The following is a 21,370-nucleotide window of genomic DNA, read 5'->3' as shown; positions in this document are numbered from 1 at the left end:
TTGTGTTGTATAAAATCAAAGGAGTATAGTATGACTATCAAAGCCAAATTTACGTGGGCATTTACCGTTATAATTCTATTAGTAATAGGATTAGTTACATTTAGTATTCTTAAACTTAATCAGTCGTCTCAAAATTTTACAAAATATAAAGAAAAAGCCAATGATAGCGTGTTAGTTTGTAATATTGAAACAAATTTACTTGTGATTAGTTTAGAAGTTAAAGACTTTTTAAAAACAAAAGCAAAAGAAGATATAACCAATTTTAGAAAAGCTTATAAAAAAGTAGAATCTCTTTCAAAAAAAGCATTAAAAGAAATTAAATCACCAACTCAAAAAACTAAAGTTGAAAATATAGATAAAAAATTAACTCTATATCACAATAACTTTTATAAAGTAGTAAAATTATACAAACAAAGAGATGATATAATAAGTAGGTTGGATGTTTATGATAAAAAAATTATACAACTTTTAACAATACTTAAGAAAGAAGGAAAAAAATCTAATCATTTAGAAACTTATGAAGCAGCTGAAGAAAGTATTAAAGTTATTTTATTAGCAAAAGTTTATGTAGCTAAATATTTAATTGCAGATAATGAGATACATATAAAAAAAGTTCAAAAAATATTTAATGAATTAAATCAAAAATTAAAATATATTAAAGAAAATATCAAAAGCCCTAAAAGAAAAAAAGAATTACAAAAAATAATTGATTTAATAAAAAATTATAAAAAAGAAGTAAATAATATAATTAAAATCAATGAAAATACAGATGAGATTATAAACAAATCAAATGCAATTGAGACATATATTAATAAATCAGTTGAAAATATAAAACTTTCAACTCAAAAAGAGCAAACTATAATTGAAAATGAAATTATAACTCAAAACGAACATATAAAAGTCATTTCTATAATTACAGGTATTTTAATTACACTTATTATTATTTTTTTAAGTAGTTATATACTTATAAATTCTTTAATTAAACCATTAAAATTATTAGAAGATTTAACAAAAGATTTATCAGAAGGCGATGGAGATTTAACAAAAAGATTAAATGTAAAAGCTAAAGATGAAATAGCTATTGTTTCAAATTATATAAACTTATTTATAGAAAAAGTTCAATCTGCTATAAATTCAGTAAAACAGACAAGTCATGAAAACGCTTCAATTTCTCATGAATTATCAACAACTTCAATGAATGTTGGAAAGAATGTTGAATCTTCTGTAGCGATTGTTAATGAAACAGTAAAACAAGCAAATAATATTAAAGATGAAACATATAATACAATTTCTATTACACAACAGTCAAAAGAAGAAATTTTAAAAGCTAATGAAAATTTAATAACTGCCAAAGATGATATAATAAACCTATCATCACAAGTACAAGAATCAGCCCAAAAAGAAGCAGAACTTGCATCTAATATGGATGAGCTTTCAAATAGTGCAAATGAAGTTAAAAATATACTTAATATTATTTCTGAGATTGCAGAGCAAACAAATCTATTGGCATTAAATGCAGCTATAGAAGCAGCACGAGCAGGGGAACATGGTAGAGGATTTGCTGTAGTTGCAGATGAAGTTAGAAAACTTGCAGAAAAAACGCAAAAATCACTATCAGAAATTGATGCAACTATAAGTTTAGTAATACAGTCTGTTTTAAATGCATCAACACAAATGAATAAAAATTCTGAAGAAATTAAAAAGCTGGGAGATATTGCAAATGAAACTGAAGAAAAAATTTCTTCAGCAGTTATAATGGTAGATAATTCTGTAGATACTACAAATAAAATGGTAGAGGATGTTGAGCATACTGGTAAAAATATAGAATTAATTGTAAATAAAATTACAGAAATAAATGAAATATCATCCACAAATGCAAGAAGTGTAGAAGAGATAGCATCAGCAGCTGAACATCTTAATGAACTTACAAATGAACTAAATAATCAACTTGAAACATTCCGAACCTAAAAAAATTGTTCTTATAGGAGCCTCTACTGGAGGTCCTGGGCAAATAATAAAAATTATTAAATCTTTGCCTAATCTTAATAATACATCTATAGTTATTGCTCAGCATATGGTTAATGGCTTTTTAGAAAGCTTTGCTAAAAATCTTCAAAGTTACACATCTAATAATGTTTTAATTATAAATAAAAAAACTCATTTAGAAAGTTCAAAAATTTATGTTTGTGAAGGTGAAACAATTTTAAAAAAAGAGAATAATGATTTTGTTTTTATTTCTAAATCTTCTTTGGAATATGATTATAATCCAAATATAAATATAGTTTTTAATTCATTTACTAAGTTTTCTTCTGAATTTGAAATATTATCAGTAATTTTAACAGGAATAGGAGATGATGGAGTAGATGCTTGTATCAATTTAAGTAAAAATTTTGTTTGTTGTATTACTGAAAGCCAAGAAAGTGCCATAGTTGATGGTATGCCTAGTCGAGCTAGATTATTAGTACCTAATATTGAAGTGTATGATTTACAAGAAATTATTAAAATAATAAAGGAATTTAGCGAATAATGTTTAGTTTTTTTAGAAAAAGAAAGCCTAAGAATGAAGAACATGAAGAGTCAACAATAAAATTTAAAGAAGATTTTAATGATGTAACTCTAATAGCAGAATATTTTTATAGAGAAACAGGTATTACATTTGATAAACAACTAAATATTTTAAAAAGTAAAGTTGTTTCATTTTGTAGACAAAGAAAAATCAGCTCATTTTCTCAATTATTAAAAATAATTCAAACTGATAAAATATTAAAACAAGAACTAATTAATACTCTTACAACAAATGAAACATTTTTTTATAGAGAAATGAAGCAGATTGAAGAATTAGTAAAACTTGTAAAACAAGAAAATTCTAATATTAGAATTTTATGTGCACCGTGTGCAACAGGTGAAGAATCATATTCTATTGCTATTGCTTTGTTAGAAAGTGGTGTAAGTGCTTCAAATTTTCATATTGTAGGTATTGATATAAATGCAGAAGCTATAGAAAAAGCAAAAGAAGCTATTTATAGCAAAAAAAGTATTAGAAATTTATCTTCTGAAATTTTAAATGAATATTTTAAGATTGAAAATGATAAATATATTTTAAAAGAAAATATTAAATCATTAGTTTCTTTTGAAGTAGCAAATATTTTTGATGATTCTTTTAAAAGTTTAGGAAAATTTGATTTTGTATTTTCAAGAAATATGCTTATTTATTTTGATAAAGAAACAAAACAAAAAGCTAAAAATATTTTAGAAGATATGAGAAAAAATGATGAACATGATGTGTTTTTTGGTCATGCTGATCTGTTTTAACTTTCCAACTCTTTTTTGAGAAATTTAGCAGTATAAGTATCACTTTTTATAAGTTTATCTATATTTCCAGTGGCTACTACTTTTCCACCAGCATTTCCTCCATCTGGTCCCATATCGATGATATAATCAGCACTTTTTACGAAATCTAAATTATGTTCAATCACAATTACACTATTTCCTAAATCCACTAAATGTTGCATAACTTTTACTAATTTATCGATGTCATCAAAGTGAAGTCCTGTAGTTGGTTCATCTAATACATATAATGTTTTTCCAGTATCTCTTTTACTAAGTTCTTTGGCTAATTTTATTCTTTGAGCTTCTCCACCACTTAGCGTTGTGGCATTTTGTCCAAGAGTGATATATCCAAGTCCTACATCTTTTAGCGTTTTTAGTTTTTGCTTGATTTTTGGTATTTTTTCAAAAAATTCATAAGCTTCATCTACACTCATTGCTAAAACTTCGGCTATATTTTTATCTTTGTATTTTATTTCTAATGTTTGAGAATTATATCTTGTACCGTTGCATTTTTCACATTTTACTAAAACATCTGGTAAAAAGTGCATTTCTATTTTGATTTCTCCTTCACCTTTGCAAGCTTCACATCTTCCACCTTTTACATTAAAACTAAATCTACCAATTGCATAGCCTCTGATTTGTGCTTCTTTTGTTTTAGCAAAAAGACCTCTTATTTCATCCATAAGTCCAGTGTAAGTTGCTGGGTTACTTCTTGGAGTTTTTCCTATGGGGCTTTGGTCAAGATATATCACTTTATCAAGTTCTTTTAGGCCTTCAATTTTAACGCCTTTTATGGTTTCAATTTTATGAGCGTGATTTAGAATCTCTCTTGCAGTTGGAAGCAAGGTTTGCAAGATTAAACTACTTTTCCCACTTCCACTAACTCCCGTAACACAAACGAAATTTTCAAGAGGAATTTTAACTGAAAGTTTTTTTATATTATGAATATTTACATTTTTTATAGTTAGCCATTTGTTTTGTGGGCGGTTTTTTTGATAATTTATATCAAGTTCTTTTCGTAAATATTTAGCTGTTAAAGTATTTGATTTTATAAGTTCATCTTTTGTACCATTAAATACAACTTCACCACCATATTTTCCAGCTCCTGGTCCAATATCTACAATCCAGTCAGCTGCAAGTATAGTTTCTCTATCGTGTTCGACTACGATTATAGAATTTCCTTTGTCTCGTAAGTTTTTTAAAGTTTTTATGAGTTTTGAAGTGTCTCTTTCGTGAAGACCGATACTTGGTTCATCCAAAACATATAAAACTCCTGTAAGCCCACTTCCTATTTGTGAAGCAATTCTAATCCTTTGAGCCTCACCTCCACTTATTGTTCTTGCATCTCGATGAAGTGTAAGATATCCAAGTCCTACATCTACTAAAAAATAGAGTCTTTCTTTTATCTCTTTGAGAATAGAAGAAGCAATTAATTTTTGTTGATTTGTAAAGTATTGGAAATTTTCATCATTATCAAAAAACTCATAACACTCGCGAATTGGCATAGAAATTATCTCAGATATACTTTTCCCTGCTACTTTTACTGCTAAATGTTCAGATTTTAGTCTAAATCCATTACATTTAGGACAAATTTTTTCTGTCATAATATTTGTTAAATCATCTTCTTTTGATAAATCAAAAGCTAATTTTTTTACACCAATCCACGGTTTTCTAATTATATTTTTTCCATATTTAAAAGATATGTCATTATTGGTTCCATTTAAAATAATATTTTGTGCTTTTTCATCAATTTCATTAAATTTTTTATTCATATCAATATTGAATTTATTGCATAAAGCTTTGAAAAAATCTTGATAATATTTTTTGTTAAATCCCCAAATAAGTGGAATTGCACCTTTGTTTAAAGGTTTATCTTTTATAAGCTTTTCTAAATCTAATGAATAGCTAATTCCAAGTCCGTTACACTCTTCGCAAGCACCTTTTGGAGAATTGAATGAAAAACTAAGTGGTTCTAATGGCTCAAATGATATTTTATCTTTGAAACAGGCTAAATGTTCAGAATAGTGAATTAGCTTTGAAGTATTTACTTCTTCATAGTTCATTATTTCGATTTCAACTTCTCCATAAGCTAAATTTAGAGCTTTTTCTACTGCTTCAGCAATTCTTGAAGAGTTCTCAACTTTCACAATAACTCTGTCAATTACAGCTTTAATTGTATGTTTTTTTGTTTTAGAAAGTTCTATCTCTTCATCAAGTCTTACCACTCTTCCATCTATAAAAGCTCTTATATAACCGTTATTTCTTAAATCTTGGATTAAACTTTCAAAACTTCCTTTTTTTTCTTTTATCAAGGGTGCATAAATTATAAGTTTTGAACTCGCTGGAAGTTTTAGCACTTCATTTATGATATCACTTGCACTCATTTGAGTAATTTCACCACCACATAAATGACAATGTTGCACTCCAACTCTTGCATAAAGTAGTCTTAAATAGTCATAAATTTCTGTAATAGTTCCTACAGTTGAGCGAGGATTTTTGGAAGTTGTTTTTTGATCTATTGCTATTGCTGGAGTTAGACCTTCTATTTTATCTACTTGTGGTTTCCCTGTTTTTTGAAGAAATTGCCTTGCATATGAGCTTAAACTTTCGATATATCTTCTTTGACCTTCTGCATACAGTGTAGAAAAGGCTAGTGTACTTTTACCACTTCCACTAAGTCCCGTAATTACTACTAATTTGTTTTTAGGAATTTCAAGTGATATGTTTTTTAGATTATTTTCTCTTGCACCAAAGATTTTAATTTTATCCATTAAATCCATTCCCCATTGAAATAGTCCAAACTACAAAAGCAAACACAATGAGCTCTGTAGAATATAGTTTCCAAACTGGTTGAGGTTTTTTAAGCTCATCCCCAATTTTATGATATTCATCTCTTGTAAGTGTTTTGAAATTTGATTTAATTATAGTTTCCAAATATACTTCTTTGTCATTTGTAACTAAATGAATAAAAATATTTTTATATTGAATGAAAATATCAATGGCAGCTAAAAAAAGCAATCCCACATCTAAAACTCCTAAAATATAATATTCTGCAACCAAAATTATTTCAATATAAAACATTATACTATAGCCTAAAAATGGGGAATTATTTTTAAGTGAATATAAAACAAACATTTTATCAAGAACACTTTTTACTTGCATACTACTTAATATGTAAATTCTAAAAGCAATTACTAAAAAAGTTATAAGTTCAATTAAAATTTCATTATTCATCAAACAGCCTTTTTTTAAAGAAATTGTATCAAAAATTTGCAATTTAGACTAATTAGATAATTATTTTATTTTTTAAGTGATTTTTATAAAATTTTTTGTTACTATTTTGTAATAAGTTTATGATAAAGGAAATGTATGGAAGTAAATACTGTAAAAAAGTTAGAAAAAGCGGCGCGTAAATCCTCTGGTATTGATTTTATGAGACTGGGAGTTGGTATTTTATTTGTAATTGTGGTTATGATTTATACTCTTTCTACAAAAGGAGGTATGAATAATAGTATATTTTTAGCAGTGGCAACAGTTTTTGGTGCATATATGGCTATGAATATTGGGGCAAATGATGTAGCTAATAATGTAGGACCTGCTGTTGGAAGTAAGGCTTTAACGATGGGTGGCGCTATTTTGATAGCAGCTATTTTTGAAGTAAGTGGAGCTTTGATTGCTGGGGCAGATGTAACGAATACAATTAGAAAAGGGATTATTGATTTAAATACATTTTCAAATGTTGATATTTTTATTTGGGCAATGATGTCAGCACTTTTAGCGGCTGCTTTGTGGCTTAACTTAGCTACTTATTTCAAAGCGCCTGTTTCTACAACACATTCAATTGTTGGAGGTGTCATGGGAGCTGGAATTGCAGCTGGAGGATTTGGAATAGTTCATTGGATTACAATGGGTAAAATTGTAGCTTCGTGGATTATTTCACCGATTCTTGGTGGATTAATTGCAGCAGGATTTTTATTTACTATTAAAAAAACGGTTGTTTTTAAAGATGATAAGGTAGCTGCAGCTAAAAAATGGGTACCACTTTTTGTAGCAATTATGGCATGGGCTTTCACTACTTATATTACACTTAAAGGTTTTAAACATATATGGACAGATGTTACTAGTTTTCTAACTTTTTTACCTCAAACTAAAGCACCTACATTTGAAATAGCTTCTATTTTTGGAATTATTGTAGCAATTATTATTTTCATTTTGGTAAAATTAAATATTACAAAAAAAGCTAATAATTTAGATAATTCAAGAGTTGCAATTAATTCTTTATTTACAATTCCTTTGATTTTTGCAGCAGCTTTGCTTAGTTTTGCTCATGGTGCAAACGATGTTGCTAATGCAGTTGGTCCATTATCAGCTATTAATGATGCTGTTGTAAATGGTGGAATTAGTGAAAAATCTGGTATTCCTATTTGGGTTATGGCAATTGGAGGTGTTGGTATTTCTGTCGGACTTGCACTTTATGGGCCAAAACTTATTAAAACAGTTGGTAGTGAAATCACAGAACTTGACCAAATTAGAGCATTTGCTATTGCACTTGCAGCTGCTATTACGGTTATTTTTGCTTCACAACTTGGACTTCCAGTAAGTTCTACTCACATAGCAATTGGTGCAGTTTTTGGAGTAGGATTTTTAAGAGAATTTATGAAGTTAGAGGTAAATAAAGAAGAAGAAACAAAAAAAGAACTTGAAAAAGAGGAAGAACATCTAAAAATTATGGTTATAGAACTTGAAAATATTCAAAAACAATCTACTAAAACAAAAGAAGATTATGAAAAAATAGTTTCATTATATGAGCATATTGAATCACAAGAAAGAATAATTAAAAGACTTAGAAAAATACTTAAAAAAGAGCTAAAAACTGAATATGTAAAAAGAGATATGCTTAAAAAAATAATAGCTGCTTGGATTATTACAGTTCCTGTTGCTGGATTTTTCTCTGCTTTGATTTTCTTTGTTATAAAAGGGATGATGTTGTAATAATCATCTTTTTTTCTAAATTTTTCATTTGTTACCATTTTGTAATTATTTACTTTTATAATTTCATCAACAAATTAAAAAAAGGAAGAAAAATGAAAAAAATAATCGCAGGATTAAGTTTAGCAGCAGTTAGTTCATTTGCATGGACAATCAACGGAACAGGTTCAAGTTTTCAATTACCAGTAAATAAAGCATGGATAAAAACTTTTTATGCTCAAACTTCAAATCAAGTAAATTATACAGGAACAGGTTCTGGAACAGGTCTTAAAGAAATTAAAGCCAGACATGTTGATTTTGGGGGAAGTGATAAACCTTTAACCCCAAGAGATTTAAGAAAAAATCATTTAGCACAATTCCCAACAGTAGTTGGTGGTATTTCAATGGCTTATAATGTGCCAGGTGTAAATAGATTGAGATTAAGTGAAACTGCAATTTCAGGAATCGTTCTTGGAACAATTGTATATTGGGATAATCCAGTATTAAAAGCAGCTAACCCAGGTGTTAACTTACCACATAAAAAAATATTCTTTGTTCACAGAAGTGATAAATCAGGAACAACTTATAACTTCACATACTATTTAGCAAAAATGAGTTCAGTATGGTTCCATCATTATGGAGTTAAAAAAGCTATTACTAACTGGCCAACTGATATGCAAGGAAGAGGAAGTGCTGGTAAAGGTAACTTTGGTGTAAGTGCTCAAATTAAGAAAAATAACTATTCAATAGGTTATGTTGATTATGCTGATGCAGTTGCAAATCATTTAAATATGGCATCTGTTCAAGGAAAAGATGGTAGTTTTGTAGCTCCAACTCCAAAAGAATTTGCAAAAGGTGCCGCTTATTCTGCGTTAAGTCCTAGAAATGATTTCTATGCGTTAATTGCATATCCAAAACATGGATACCCAATTATTACAGCTACATTTGATTTAGTTCATTATGACAATCCAAAAGTTGCAAAAAGAGTTACAGAATTTTTCAATTATGGATTTAAACATGATGAAGCTGCAAGCAGACTTGGATATATTCCACTTCCAACTTCTGTAAAAGCTAAAATTAGAAAATATTGGGCAGATAAAGGTATCGCTCCAGTTAAATAATGAAAATTAAAACTGATTAAATAAACGAAACAACTACAAATTTTAACGAGAAAAAGCGTTAAAAAAAGTGTGCTTCAAACCCAAAGGGCGCTTGCGTTGACACTTTTTAGCTTTTTTGAGTGTTAAAAAATTTGTTTTATTGTTGAGTATTTTAGGTCAGTTTTGAGAATCTTCACAAAAAGATTTTTTCTTTTTGTAATCATTTTGTAATCAAAACTATTGTATAATTCTCTCAAAAAAATTAAAGGCAGCTAATGGAATCAGTTTTTAAAAAACTATCTTTTACAAGTGCAACATTGATTCTTTTACTTTTAACTTCTATTTTTGTAGTGTTGTTTATTTATGCAAAACCTGCAATTGATGAGTTTGGACTGAAATTTTTAACAGATCCAAGATGGGGTGTAACTGTTCAAGTAGATACTCCAAAAGTAGATAAAAAAAATGTTAAAGAAGTAAAAACAGAGCAACCTATTGTGACTAATGATGATAATTTAGGAAGTGATGATGTAGATGCCCAGTTAGGATTAGGAGATAATGATAATGTTGATAATGCAATAGATGCTTCGAGCGATGAAGATGATGAAAGTAGTGCTAATACAAAAGAAGTTTATGGTGGATTAGTGCCTATTGTAGGAACTATTTTTTCTACTATTATAGCGATGCTTTTTGCAGTTCCTATTGCTATGGGAATTGCTATATTTTTAAGTGAAATTGCTCCCCCATTATTAGCAAAACCAGTAGGAATTGCCATTGAGCTTCTTGCTGCGATTCCGAGTATTATTTATGGAATATGGGGGCTTTTTTATTTTGGTCCACTTGTTAGCGAATATATTGGTGGTCAATCTGTTTCATTATTGGTAGCTGGACTTGTATTAGGAGTTATGATTATTCCTTTTATGGCAAGTCTTACAAGAGATAGTATGAATACAACTCCCGCTGTTTTGAAAGAATCAGCATATGCGATGGGAGCGACTAAATTTGAAGTAATAAAAGATGTTATTTTCCCTTATGCAAAAAGTGGAATTATTGGAAGTATTATTTTGGCACTTGGTAGAGCCTTAGGTGAAACAATGGCAGTTGCATTTGTAATAGGTGGTGTTTTTACATTTCCAAAAGTTATTACAGACCCGACAGTTTCGATTCCAGTAGTTTTAGCAAATTCATTTGCAGAAAGTAGTGGAATGAGTATGGCAGCACTATTTTATTTAGCAGTTGTTTTGTTTGTGTTTAGTTTTGTTATTATAAGTTTTGCTAAATTCTATTTTTTAAGGAATAAAAAATGAGATTTTTTATAAATAAATTAATTTTAATACTTTCAACATTAGCTGCTGTTGTGGGGCTAATATTTCTTTTTTGGATTCTAGTAACTCTTACTATCAAAGGTATTGGTGCAATTGATTGGCATATATTTGCTAATGATTTAGTTGATAATGGACTTAGAAACCTTTTGATAGGTCAATTTATGTTAGCTATTGTTGCAGTTGTGATAGGTGTTCCTATTGGAATGATGGCAGGAATTTATCTTCAAGAATACTCAAATGGAAGTAAATATGCTGAGTTTATTAGAAATTTAAGTGATGTAATGATGAGTGCACCTTCAATCGTAATAGGTGTTTTTGTTTATGCTGTTGTTGTAAATCCAGTAGGTCATGCGAATGGATGGGCTGGAAGTATAGCTTTAGCTATTATGATGATTCCTATTGTTGTTCGAACTACTGATGATATGTTAGGACTTGTACCAAAAGAGCTTAGAGAAGCTGGAATTGCTTTGGGAGCACCTAAACATAAAGTGATTTTTGATATAATAATAAAAGCAGCCAAAATCGGTATTACAACTGGTATTTTACTTGCATTTGCAAGAATTGCAGGAGAAACAGCACCTTTGCTTTTTACAAGTGGAAATAGTCAATATTTTACGATGAATATGAATTATGAGTTTCCAAGTTTGACAGTTGCTATTTATAGTCTTGCAACTATGCCAGATGTAAATTTAGTAAGAATCGCGTGGGCAGGGGCCTTTTTATTGACATTGTTTGTTTTGATTATAAACTTACTTGGTAGATATGTAATTAGAGAAAAAAAATAAGGAATAGATGATGAAAAATATAATGGAAATGAAGGATTTTTATTTTACTTATCCAAAAGCACCTGAAGCAACTTTGAAAAATATAAATTTAAATATTGAAGAGAATAAAATTACTGCATTAATCGGACCAAGTGGTTGTGGTAAATCAACTCTGTTAAGATCTTTAAATAGAATTCATGATTTATATCCTGGTAATCAATATGGGGGTAAAATTTTATTAAAAGATATAAAAAATAGAAAAATGGAAAATATTTTAATGTATAAAAAAGAGATAGAACTAATTGATTTAAGAAGAAGAGTTGGTATGATTTTCCAAAAACCAACTCCATTTCCTATGAGTATTTTCGATAATGTTGCTTATGGACTTAAACTTGCAGGTATTAAAAACAAATCTGAGCTTGGAGGAAGGGTTGAAAAAGCTCTTAAAGAAGCTGCTGTATGGAATGAAGTAAAAGATAGACTTAAAGAATCTGCTCTTGGAATGAGTGGAGGACAACAACAAAGACTTTGCATTGCAAGAGCTATTGCAGTTGAGCCAGAAGTTTTACTTTTTGATGAGCCAACAAGTGCTCTAGATCCAATCTCAACAGCAGCTATTGAAGAACTTATAGTTGAGCTTAAAGAAAGAATAAGTATTGCTATTGTAACTCATAATATGCAACAAGCAAGTAGAATTAGTGATTATACAGCCTTTATGTATTTAGGAGATTTAGTTGAGTTTGGAGAAACTGAACAAATTTTCTTGAATCCTAAGAAAAAACAAACAGAAGATTATATTACCGGTAGATTCGGATAAGGGGAAAAAATGTTAGCAGAAAAATATTTAATAGAAATAAAAGATGAACTTAGAGAATTTCATAAGAATTTATTGAAAGCAAATGAAATTATTTTAACAGCACTTAAAGATTGTGATACAAGTGAATTTGATGAAGCAAAAGTATATGTAAATAATTCTATTTTAAAAGCTGATGAAATTGATAATTTAATTATTAAAAGTTTAGCTTTGTATTCTCCAGAAGCAAGAGATTTAAGAAGATTAGTAGCTTATTTAAAAACAACAAGTGAACTTTTAAGAGCATCTACAAACACAAGAAGTTTTATAAAAGGATTTTTATCTGTTTGCAATTTAATTGAAAAAGATATGATTGATGAATATTTAATTCCATTACAAGAGGCAACTTTAAAATGTTTAAAATTAACTTATGAAATGCTTGATATTGAAGATGTAGATGAATTAAATGATAAATTTGAAGAAGTTATAGTAGAAGAGCATAAAACAGATGATTTATATGATGCGATTGAAGAGGAATTATTAAAAAATAATCAAGGTGATTATGGGACTTTGAATAAAGTTTTAAAAACAGTTAGAAAAATGGAAAAAATAGCAGATAGAACTATTGAAATTGCAAATTTACTTATGTTTTATAAATTAGGTGGAAATTTACATAATGCATAAAATATTAATTGTTGAAGATGAAGAAGATATTTTAGATTTAATTAAATTTACTTTAAATGATTATAAGGTTTTTACTTTTACTTCTACAAATTCAGTTCAAAAACTTCTAGATAAAGAAGAGATTGATTTAATTATTATGGATAGAAATCTTCCTGGAACTGAAGGTAGTATTTTTATTCAAACATTAAGAGATAAGGGGTATAATCAACCTGTAATCTATTTAACTGCAAAAGACAAAGAAGAGGATATTTTACAAGGATTTGGAAGAGGGGCGGATGATTATATTACTAAGCCTTTTAGTTTAGAAGAGTTAAAAGTTCGTGTAAAAGCAGTTATCAAAAGAACTAAAAAAGAATTGAAAATTATAAAACATCGTGATATTATTTTTAATCTTGATACAAGAGAAGTAAAAATAGATGATTATCTTATTGATTTAACGCATTTAGAAAAAGATTTACTTTTAGAATTTATCAAAAATGCGAATAAAGTTATGACAAGAGAAATTCTTCTTGAAAATGTATGGAAAGATAGTTTTGATAAACAGGTAAAAACTGTAAATGTAGCAGTTAAAAGATTGAAAGAAAAGATTGATCCATTTAATGAAAAACAATATATAAAAACTATAAGAGGCGAAGGATATATGTTTTGCTAAAACTTTCCAATATATATTTAAAAGTTTTAATTGTTGTTTTTTTATTGCTTTTAATTGTAGTTGGAGTTGAGAGTTATTTTTATATGAAACACCTATATTTTGCAAATATAGGTATATCTGCTTTAACTCAAAATATTCTTAATCAAAAAATAAAATATTTTCAAATAGAATTTACTGAATTTATTGTCATTAATGGTGTTGTTTTGTTTTTCTTTGTAGGAATTCTTTTTTATTTCATAAGAAAAATAAATAAAAATTTAGAAGGTGAAGTCAATAAAATTTTGATATTTTTGACTAAACTTACAAAAAAGAAAAAAGAAAATAAGATAGAATCAAATTTTTCAGAAGAATTTTCTAAAATTACTACTTTACTTAGTAAAATTTCTGCTATTCTAACAAAACATGAAAGGGAATATATATCTACCATTGCAAAATTAGAATTGTCAAATATTCAAAAAGAGGAAATAATTTCAGCAATTTCGCACGAATTTAAAAATCCAATAGCTGTAATTAATGGTTATAGTGAAACTTTACTTAAAAATGATGTTTCATCTGTTATTAGAAAAAAATTTTTAGAAAAAATAAAAAGAAATGGGGATAAACTATCTTCATTGATAGATACTTTAAGACTCTCTATAAAACTTGAAGAAAATACTCAAAAAATAGCTTTTGTGAGTGTAAATTTATATGAATTTAGTAAAGAAATTATAGAAGATATTAAAGATATTTATCCAAACAAAGAAATTATTTTAGAAGGTGAAAATAGTAAAATTTTAATAGATAAGATGCTTTTTGCAGTAGTTTTAACCAATTTGATAGAAAATGCTATAAAATATTCAAAAGATAAAGTCATTGTAAAAGTTACTAAAAATCATATAAGCGTAATTGATAAAGGGATTGGAATTAAAAAAAATGATATAGATAAAATTACAGAAAAATTTTATCGTGTTAATGATAATAGTTGGAATAATTCATTAGGACTTGGACTTTCTATTGTCAAAAATATTATTAAGCTACATAACTTTAAATTGGAAGTTATTAGTGAATATGGTAAAGGAAGTGAGTTTAGAATAGTTTATTTGTAGTTGTTTAGTTTATTTAGTTAGAGCTTTTATAAGTTAATTAATTTTATAACCTCTTAAAAGTAGGCTTAAAATTCCAAAATATTCGTGTATTGCTTGATAACTTTTATGGAAATTTTCTTCTTTTGGAAATAGACTAAAATTTTGATTTTCTTTTACATTAAATCCAGTTGCCATAGGAGTTACTTTAAATCCAAAATGTTTGAAAATTATTTCACTTCTTTTCATATGATAAGCTGATGTTACTAAACATATATTATTTGATAATCCATTTTTGCGAATTAATTTTTTTGTAAATTTTGCATTTTCTACAGTATCTTTGGCTTTGTTTTCATAATAAACTTTTATATTAAAATTAAACGCTTTTTTTAAATTGTTTATATCTTCTTTTGCAGCGTCTGTTTCAGTATAATCATTTAAACCTCGTCCAGTAAAAATAAGTGGTAAATGATGAGTAGAAGCTATTTTTAGCCCATAAACTAATCTTTTAAAAGCATCAGGAGCAGTTTTTATTGTATCATTTTTATTGCTTCCACCTGATAAAACTACTACACTTTCATAATTGATATTTTTTTGGTTTTTATAATCTTTTTCTAATGGTTTATTTAAAAGATTTGCACCATAGTCAGTAGATATAAAATAAAAAAGTAATCCAGATATTAAAAAAAGAGTTTTTAGTTTTTTAAACGCTGCTAAAATAAGTAAAATTATAAAAATTCCTGGTGGTAAAATAAGATAAGTAAAAAGTTTAGAAAGTATGTAAATCATTAAAATACCTTTGATTAGATCAATTTATTGGAATTTTGTTTTTGAAAGTTTCATAAAGTGGTGGCCAGACCCGGAATCGAACCGGGGACACAAGGATTTTCAGTCCTTTGCTCTACCGACTGAGCTATCTGGCCAAACAAGTGGTGCCCAGAGGCGGAATCGAACCGTCGACACAAGGATTTTCAGTCCTTTGCTCTACCGACTGAGCTATCTGGGCTTGTTTGCGGACTGAAATTATATTCAAAACATCCTTAAAACTAACTTAAATTAAGTACTAACTTTTTAAATTTTTCTCCTCTTTGTTTGTATGAGTTAAATTGATCTAAGCTTGCACTTGCAGGACTTAAAAGAGCTACTCCACTTTGAAAATTTTTATCAATTAATTTTATGCTGTTTTCTAAAGTATTAGAAATAAGATAATTCATATTATATTTTTTAGCTTTTTCTTCAAAAAGAGGAGCATCCTTTCCTATTAAATATAAAGTTACATTATAATTTTTAAGTTCTTCAAAAAGAGGGGTTAAATTTTGACCTTTGCTGTCTCCTCCCAATATTAAATGAATCTTTTTATTTTTATATTTTTTAATAGCATTAATTGAAGCATCTATATTTGTAGCTTTACTATCATCTACCCATAAACGATTTTTATTATCTCTAAATTCTTCAATTTTATGAGCATCTATTTTAAAATTTTTTAAACTTTTTTCTTCAAAAAATAGAATTTTATAAACTGCTTTTGCTAAAACCTCATCTAGTCTAAAAGGTTCATCAAAATTTGTTTCTTTAAATTCAAAATAGTTAATCAAATCATCAGAATTATTATAAGTTATTTTAAAAGCAGAAGTAGGGTAGCTATTATATTTATCAGGAATAATTGCTATATCTCTTTCATCCATCCTTTGCATTACTGAAAGTTTATCTTTTTCATACTTTTCAAAACTTCCATGCCACGAAATATGATCAGGTGTTATTGGAAGTAAAATATAAATATTTGGTTTTGCTGTTTTTGTATAATGAAGCGTAAAAGAACTTGTTTCAAGTATCCAAAATTGTTTTTTATCATTCATTTTGGCAACGGGTAGCCCAATATTTCCACCCGCCTCAGAATTTTCTAAAAGTGATTCTATCATTTGAGTTGTTGTAGTTTTACCATTTGTTCCACTTATCCATATGCTAAAAGGAAATTGATTATAAAAATAATCATAATCACTTATTAGATTTTTAGCTTTTTTTATAAGAATATTTGATGGACTTATTCCAGGACTTGTTATTTCAAGTTTTGATTTATTAGGCTCAAATAAATTACTTGGATTTAATTTGTTTCCATATTCATCAAAAGAAATATCTGTAAATTTATCATCATAAATATTCCATCCACCACTTTTAGCAATAGCTTTTATAGTTCCCCCATATCCAAAAAGTGATTTTTTCATTTTAAGTTTAATCCGTTTACTAATGTTTTAAGCGTGGAATTTTCAACTTCTATTTTGAAAAATGGCATTTTTCTATCATTTAATGAAACTCTATAAAATTTAATATCTTTAGGTCTTAATTTGAATCTTTTAGCTACTTCTTTTTTTATATTAATTTTAGTTTGAACTAGTGTTGAAATCTTATCAACTAAAATTCCTTTAACTTGATTTGCTATATAAATTTTTCCATCTGCATAAATTTTTAGTTTTTTAATAGATATATTTCTATCATTTGCGACTACATTTAAGAAGTTTTGATAAGTTGGGTTAAGTAAATGAGAATATAGATATTTTTTTTGCTCAGTTGAAGCTTTTTCAAATAAAGAAATAGGTTTTTTATATTTTCCAACGGTTATATCATCAGATTCAATTCCTAATTTTTTGGCAAGTTTACCAATAACATAGTGAGGCATAATAACTCCAATACTTCCAACTACTGCATTTTTGTTTGCTATAATTGGTTTAATCGCACTAACTATATAATATCCACCACTTGCGGCCATACTTTCTACATAAACATTTACTTTTTTAGTTTTTGTATAATCTTTTAGATAAGCATTAAATTCATCACTTGCACTTGGACTTCCTCCTGGTGTATTGAAAACCATCAAAACTTCTTTTGCGTTTTTATCATTTTTTAAAGCTTGCATTTTACTTTCAACTTTGTTTATGTAATCAACTGTTATTTCTTTATTAAAATTAATTACAGCTACATAAGGATTATGTGGTTTAGTAGCACCCAAAAATCCTGATTTTTTAAGAAAATTAACTACTACAACAAGTTCTGCTAAAATTAGTAAAATTACTCCAAAAAGTATAATTTTCTCTTTTAAACTTTTTAATTTGAATATTTTAAGTTCAGCCTTTAGTTTTTCACTTTCATTATATAAATTACTCATTTTTATCCTTTATCTTATTTTAATTGAAATTATTGCTATTAAATTGGCAATAAATGATATTATCCAAAATCTAACTATTACTTTGTTTTCTGCCCAACCTTTTAGCTCAAAATGATGATGAATTGGTGCCATTTTGAATATTCTTTTTCCTCTAAGTTTGAAACTTCCTACTTGTAAAATCACAGATAATGATTCAATCAAAGGAATAAAAGCTATAAAAATTAATAAAAATTCACTTTTAGCAAATATAGCTAATATTCCTATTAAAGCACCAATTGTTAGACTTCCACTATCACCCATAAAAACTTCAGCTGGATGAGAATTATACCACAAGAATCCAGTTAAAGCACCTATTAAAGTAGTAGCAAATATTGTAAGTTCTCCAACATTTAAATGAGGTAAAAATAGATAATTACTAAACATAACATTTCCCATTAAATAGAGAATTATTGATAATGAGAAAAATGCAAATATTGATGGTACAGTTGCAAGTCCATCAAGCCCATCAGTTAAATTTACACTATTTGAAGTAGCAACTATTACTAAGGCCCAAAAAGGAATTGCAAATATTCCCATATCAAATAATGCTTCTTTATGAAAGGGAATATAAAGTTCACGATTGAATCCACTAAAATATAAAAGACCAGCTATTATAAAAGCAAATATCCATTGTAAAATAAATTTTTGTTTAGCAGTTAAACCTGCATGATTTGAATTACCTAAAATTTTTGCTTTATCATCTATAAAACCTATACTCATAAAAAGAATCATCGTTAAAATAACAATAAATGTATAAAAATGAAATTTCATTGCAAGAAGTAAAGCAAAAAATGAGGCACCTAAAAATACAACTCCACCCATCGTTGGTGTTTTTACTTTTTCTTGATGTGATTTAGGAGCTAATTCATAGATTGGTTGAGTTGCTTTTTGTTTTGCCCAAGTTATAAATTTAGGCATTATAAATATAGTTAATAAGAATGATGTAAGAAACCCTATAAATGCTCTAACTGAAATATAATGAAAAATATTTATTCCAAAATGTTGATAAATGTAATATAACAAAGTAAATATCCTTTTTTTCGTAGAATTTTATCATTTTTTATTATATAATTAAAATAAAAAAAGGATATTTATGAAATTTAGTGGTAAAAATGTATTAGTTACAGGTGCAAGTAGAGGAATTGGAGCCCAAATTGCAAAATATTTAGCAAATCAAGGTTTGAAAGTTTGGATTAATTATAGAAGTGGTGCTGACGCGGCTGATGCAATTAAAAAAGAGATTGAAGAAAATGGTGGAGTTGCTGCTGTAATCGGATTTGATGTTACAGATGAAAATGCTTTTGTAGATGCTGTTAAAACAATTGTTGATAGTGATGGACAATTAAGCTATCTTGTAAATAATGCAGGTATTACAAATGATAAACTTGCTATGAGAATGAGTGTAGATGATTTCAAAAAAGTAATTGATGCAAATTTAACTTCTACATTTGTTGGTTGTCGAGAAGCGGTAAAAGTTATGAGTAAAAAAAGATTTGGCGCAGTTGTAAATGTGGCAAGTGTAGTGGCCCAAATGGGAAATATGGGTCAAGCTAATTATGTGGCAAGTAAAGGTGGGGTTATTTCTATGACTAAAACATTTGCTCTTGAGGGAAGTGCTAGAAATATTAGATTTAACTCAGTAACTCCTGGATTTATAGAAACTGATATGACAAAAGATTTAAATGAAAAGGTAAAAAGTGTAATGTTAGATAGAATTCCTCTGAAAAGATTTGCAAATCCAAAAGAAGTTGCAAGTGTTGTTGCTTTTCTTTTGAGTGATGAAAGTAGCTATATTACAGGTGAAACTATTAAAGTAAATGGTGGACTTTATATGTAAAAATAATTTAAAAGTGGATTTTTTAAATTTTTTTGTTATAATTTCAATAATATAAAAACCAAGGAGACAAAATGGCAATTTTTGATGAAGTAAAAGAAGTAGTTGTAGAACAATTAAATGTAAATCCTGATGAGGTAACAGTAGAATCAGATTTCGTAGAAGATTTAGGTGCTGATAGTTTAGATGTTGTTGAATTAGTAATGGCATTAGAAGAAAAATTTGAAATTGAAATTCCTGATGAAGATGCAGAAAATATTAAAACTGTAAAAGATGTAGTTGACTATATCGAAAAAGCAAAAGCTTAATCTTTACCCCTTTTGGGGAAAATAACTATAACAAATAAAATTATAGTTTTATATGTTGTAGTTATTTATAAATATAAATAAAGGAAAACAATGAGTAGAATAGTAGTAACTGGTATGGGTATGATAACTGCTGTTGGTCTTGATAAAGAAACAACTTTTAATAATATTTTGGCTGGGAAAACTGGTGTTGACACAATTTCAAGTTTTGATGCGAGTAATTATTCAGTTCAAATAGCAGCTGAGATTAAAGATTTTGATCCTGCAACTGTTATGAATAAAAAAGATATAAAAAAAGCGGATAGATTTATTCAATTAGGTCTTAAAGCAGCAAAAGAAGCAATGAGCGAAGCAGGATTTGAAAAAGACGATTATGAAAGTTTTGGAGTATCTTGTGCAAGTGGAATAGGTGGACTTCCTGCAATTGAAAAAAATTCTGTAATTATTGAAACAAGAGGACCAAGAAGAGTATCACCATTTTTTATACCTTCTGCATTAGTTAATATGCTTGCTGGATTTGTTGCTATTGAATATGGTTTGAAAGGTCCTAATATTGGTAGTGTAACAGCTTGTGCAGCTGGAACTCATGCTATAACAGATGCTTATAAAACTATGAAATGTGGAATGGCTGATAAAATGCTTGTAGTTGGTGGTGAAGCTGCTATTTCTCCTATTGGAATTGCAGGGTTTGCTAATATGAAAGCATTATCAACAAGAAATGATGACCCTGCACATGCAAGTCGTCCTTTTGATAAAGATAGAGATGGATTTATTATGGGAGAAGGTGCAGGAGCACTTGTATTAGAAAAATATGAAGATGCAGTAGCAAGAGGTGCTAAAATTTATGGTGAAATAGTTGGAGTAGGTGAAAGTGGAGATGCTAATCATATTACAACTCCTACACTTGATGGTCCGTTTAGAGCTATGAAAATGGCTTGGGAAATGGCTGGAAAACCAAATATTGATTATGTAAATGCACATGGAACATCAACAGCAACAAATGATAAAAATGAAACAATAGCTATTAAACAACTTTTAGCTGACCATATTCCATTAGTTAGCTCAACAAAAGGTTCAACAGGTCATTGTTTAGGTGCTGCAGGTGCAATTGAAAGTGTAATTTCACTAATGGCCATGGATAAAGGTATTTTACCTCCTACTATTAATTTTGTAGATGGTGGAGAAGATTGTGATTTAGATTATATTCCAAATGAACCAAGAAAAGTAGATGTAAAATATGTAATGAAAAATTCTTTTGGATTTGGTGGAACAAATGGAGTTATAGTTTTCAAAAAAGTTTAATTTTTTCCCTTTGGGGAAAAGTAATTATATAAATATTTAAGTGAATTTTTATATAT

Annotated in this window: 20 protein-coding genes and 2 tRNA genes; 14 read left to right on the top strand and 8 right to left on the bottom strand. The window is 28.0% G+C overall.

The window, feature by feature from the left end; translation table 11 throughout:
* The first annotated feature begins 30 nt into the window (after nt 1-30).
* From ACZ5OA_RS06110 to ACZ5OA_RS06100, 3 genes are read left to right on the top strand one after another with little or no spacing between them, the layout of a single operon-like run.
* Nucleotides 31-1,968: a methyl-accepting chemotaxis protein gene (locus tag ACZ5OA_RS06110; protein ID WP_464906990.1), complete on the top strand. Its 1,938-nt coding sequence runs from the start codon at nt 31-33 to the stop codon at nt 1,966-1,968.
* Nucleotides 1,949-2,527, top strand: coding sequence for a chemotaxis protein CheB (locus tag ACZ5OA_RS06105; RefSeq protein WP_464906989.1), 579 nt, complete (start codon nt 1,949-1,951; stop codon nt 2,525-2,527). The genes ACZ5OA_RS06110 and ACZ5OA_RS06105 overlap by 20 nt, the downstream gene beginning before the upstream one ends.
* Entirely contained in the window at nt 2,527-3,312 is a 786-nt protein-coding gene (locus ACZ5OA_RS06100; RefSeq protein ID WP_464906988.1) for a CheR family methyltransferase, read from the top strand. The genes ACZ5OA_RS06105 and ACZ5OA_RS06100 overlap by 1 nt, the downstream gene beginning before the upstream one ends.
* On the opposite strand, the gene uvrA is transcribed toward ACZ5OA_RS06100, so the two are convergent.
* Nucleotides 3,309-6,101, bottom strand: a complete 2,793-nt coding sequence (gene uvrA / locus ACZ5OA_RS06095) for an excinuclease ABC subunit UvrA (RefSeq protein ID WP_464906987.1) — start codon at nt 6,099-6,101, stop codon at nt 3,309-3,311. The two genes, ACZ5OA_RS06100 and uvrA, sit on opposite strands and share 4 nt — an antisense overlap.
* On the bottom strand, nt 6,094-6,564 hold the full coding sequence (locus ACZ5OA_RS06090; protein WP_464906986.1) for an excinuclease ABC subunit A: 471 nt from the start codon (nt 6,562-6,564) through the stop codon (nt 6,094-6,096). Before ACZ5OA_RS06090 ends, uvrA begins: the two co-directional genes overlap by 8 nt.
* A gap of 135 nt (nt 6,565-6,699) precedes the next feature.
* On the opposite strand from ACZ5OA_RS06090, the gene ACZ5OA_RS06085 reads away from it, so the two are divergent.
* The 8 genes from ACZ5OA_RS06085 (at nt 6,700) to ACZ5OA_RS06050 (ending at nt 14,698) form a co-directional block, all read left to right on the top strand.
* Complete coding sequence (locus ACZ5OA_RS06085; protein ID WP_464906985.1) at nt 6,700-8,322, top strand: inorganic phosphate transporter; 1,623 nt, start codon at nt 6,700-6,702, stop codon at nt 8,320-8,322.
* A gap of 92 nt (nt 8,323-8,414) precedes the next feature.
* On the top strand, nt 8,415-9,419 hold the full coding sequence (gene pstS, locus ACZ5OA_RS06080) for a phosphate ABC transporter substrate-binding protein PstS (protein WP_464906984.1): 1,005 nt from the start codon (nt 8,415-8,417) through the stop codon (nt 9,417-9,419).
* Nucleotides 9,420-9,673: 254 nt separating this feature from the next.
* Nucleotides 9,674-10,702 (top strand): phosphate ABC transporter permease subunit PstC, encoded by a 1,029-nt coding sequence (gene pstC / locus ACZ5OA_RS06075; RefSeq protein WP_464906983.1) that lies wholly within the window; start codon nt 9,674-9,676, stop codon nt 10,700-10,702.
* Nucleotides 10,699-11,505, top strand: coding sequence for a phosphate ABC transporter permease PstA (gene pstA / locus ACZ5OA_RS06070; RefSeq protein ID WP_464906982.1), 807 nt, complete (start codon nt 10,699-10,701; stop codon nt 11,503-11,505). Before pstC ends, pstA begins: the two co-directional genes overlap by 4 nt.
* Nucleotides 11,506-11,515: 10 nt before the next feature.
* Nucleotides 11,516-12,301: a phosphate ABC transporter ATP-binding protein PstB gene (gene pstB / locus ACZ5OA_RS06065; protein WP_464906981.1), complete on the top strand. Its 786-nt coding sequence runs from the start codon at nt 11,516-11,518 to the stop codon at nt 12,299-12,301.
* 9 nt (nt 12,302-12,310) lie between these two features.
* Entirely contained in the window at nt 12,311-12,961 is a 651-nt protein-coding gene (locus ACZ5OA_RS06060; RefSeq protein ID WP_464906980.1) for a PhoU domain-containing protein, read from the top strand.
* Nucleotides 12,954-13,613, top strand: coding sequence for a response regulator transcription factor (locus ACZ5OA_RS06055; RefSeq protein ID WP_464906979.1), 660 nt, complete (start codon nt 12,954-12,956; stop codon nt 13,611-13,613). Before ACZ5OA_RS06060 ends, ACZ5OA_RS06055 begins: the two co-directional genes overlap by 8 nt.
* Nucleotides 13,607-14,698 carry a sensor histidine kinase gene (locus tag ACZ5OA_RS06050; RefSeq protein ID WP_464906978.1) on the top strand — a complete coding sequence of 364 codons (1,092 nt, stop codon included), beginning with the start codon at nt 13,607-13,609 and terminating at the stop codon, nt 14,696-14,698. Before ACZ5OA_RS06055 ends, ACZ5OA_RS06050 begins: the two co-directional genes overlap by 7 nt.
* 33 nt (nt 14,699-14,731) lie before the next feature.
* Here ACZ5OA_RS06050 and ACZ5OA_RS06045 read toward each other — a convergent pair whose 3' ends face one another.
* From ACZ5OA_RS06045 to mraY, 6 genes are all read right to left on the bottom strand, one after another.
* A complete protein-coding gene (locus tag ACZ5OA_RS06045) occupies nt 14,732-15,463 on the bottom strand; it encodes a YdcF family protein (protein ID WP_464906977.1) in 732 nt (243 codons plus the stop codon).
* 58 nt (nt 15,464-15,521) lie between these two features.
* A tRNA-Phe gene (locus tag ACZ5OA_RS06040) sits at nt 15,522-15,597 on the bottom strand.
* A 7-nt stretch (nt 15,598-15,604) separates the two neighbouring features.
* Nucleotides 15,605-15,680, bottom strand: a tRNA-Phe gene (locus ACZ5OA_RS06035).
* A 40-nt stretch (nt 15,681-15,720) separates the two neighbouring features.
* Complete coding sequence (murD, locus tag ACZ5OA_RS06030) at nt 15,721-16,896, bottom strand: UDP-N-acetylmuramoyl-L-alanine--D-glutamate ligase (protein ID WP_464906976.1); 1,176 nt, start codon at nt 16,894-16,896, stop codon at nt 15,721-15,723.
* Nucleotides 16,893-17,834, bottom strand: a complete 942-nt coding sequence (sppA, locus tag ACZ5OA_RS06025) for a signal peptide peptidase SppA (RefSeq protein ID WP_464906975.1) — start codon at nt 17,832-17,834, stop codon at nt 16,893-16,895. Before sppA ends, murD begins: the two co-directional genes overlap by 4 nt.
* 9 nt (nt 17,835-17,843) lie before the next feature.
* Entirely contained in the window at nt 17,844-18,896 is a 1,053-nt protein-coding gene (gene mraY, locus ACZ5OA_RS06020) for a phospho-N-acetylmuramoyl-pentapeptide-transferase (protein ID WP_464906974.1), read from the bottom strand.
* 70 nt (nt 18,897-18,966) lie between these two features.
* On the opposite strand from mraY, the gene fabG reads away from it, so the two are divergent.
* The 3 genes from fabG to ACZ5OA_RS06005 all read left to right on the top strand — a co-directional run bounded on the left by fabG (nt 18,967) and on the right by ACZ5OA_RS06005 (nt 21,314).
* Nucleotides 18,967-19,710 carry a 3-oxoacyl-ACP reductase FabG gene (gene fabG, locus ACZ5OA_RS06015; protein WP_464906973.1) on the top strand — a complete coding sequence of 248 codons (744 nt, stop codon included), beginning with the start codon at nt 18,967-18,969 and terminating at the stop codon, nt 19,708-19,710.
* Between the two features lie 71 nt (nt 19,711-19,781).
* Nucleotides 19,782-20,015, top strand: a complete 234-nt coding sequence (gene acpP, locus ACZ5OA_RS06010) for an acyl carrier protein (protein ID WP_464906972.1) — start codon at nt 19,782-19,784, stop codon at nt 20,013-20,015.
* A gap of 90 nt (nt 20,016-20,105) precedes the next feature.
* Nucleotides 20,106-21,314 (top strand): beta-ketoacyl-ACP synthase II, encoded by a 1,209-nt coding sequence (locus ACZ5OA_RS06005; RefSeq protein WP_464906971.1) that lies wholly within the window; start codon nt 20,106-20,108, stop codon nt 21,312-21,314.
* The last annotated feature ends 56 nt before the right edge of the window (nt 21,315-21,370 follow it).

Source organism: Thioreductor micantisoli, from assembly GCF_055392745.1.
This window is presented reverse-complemented; position numbering and strand designations above follow the sequence as displayed.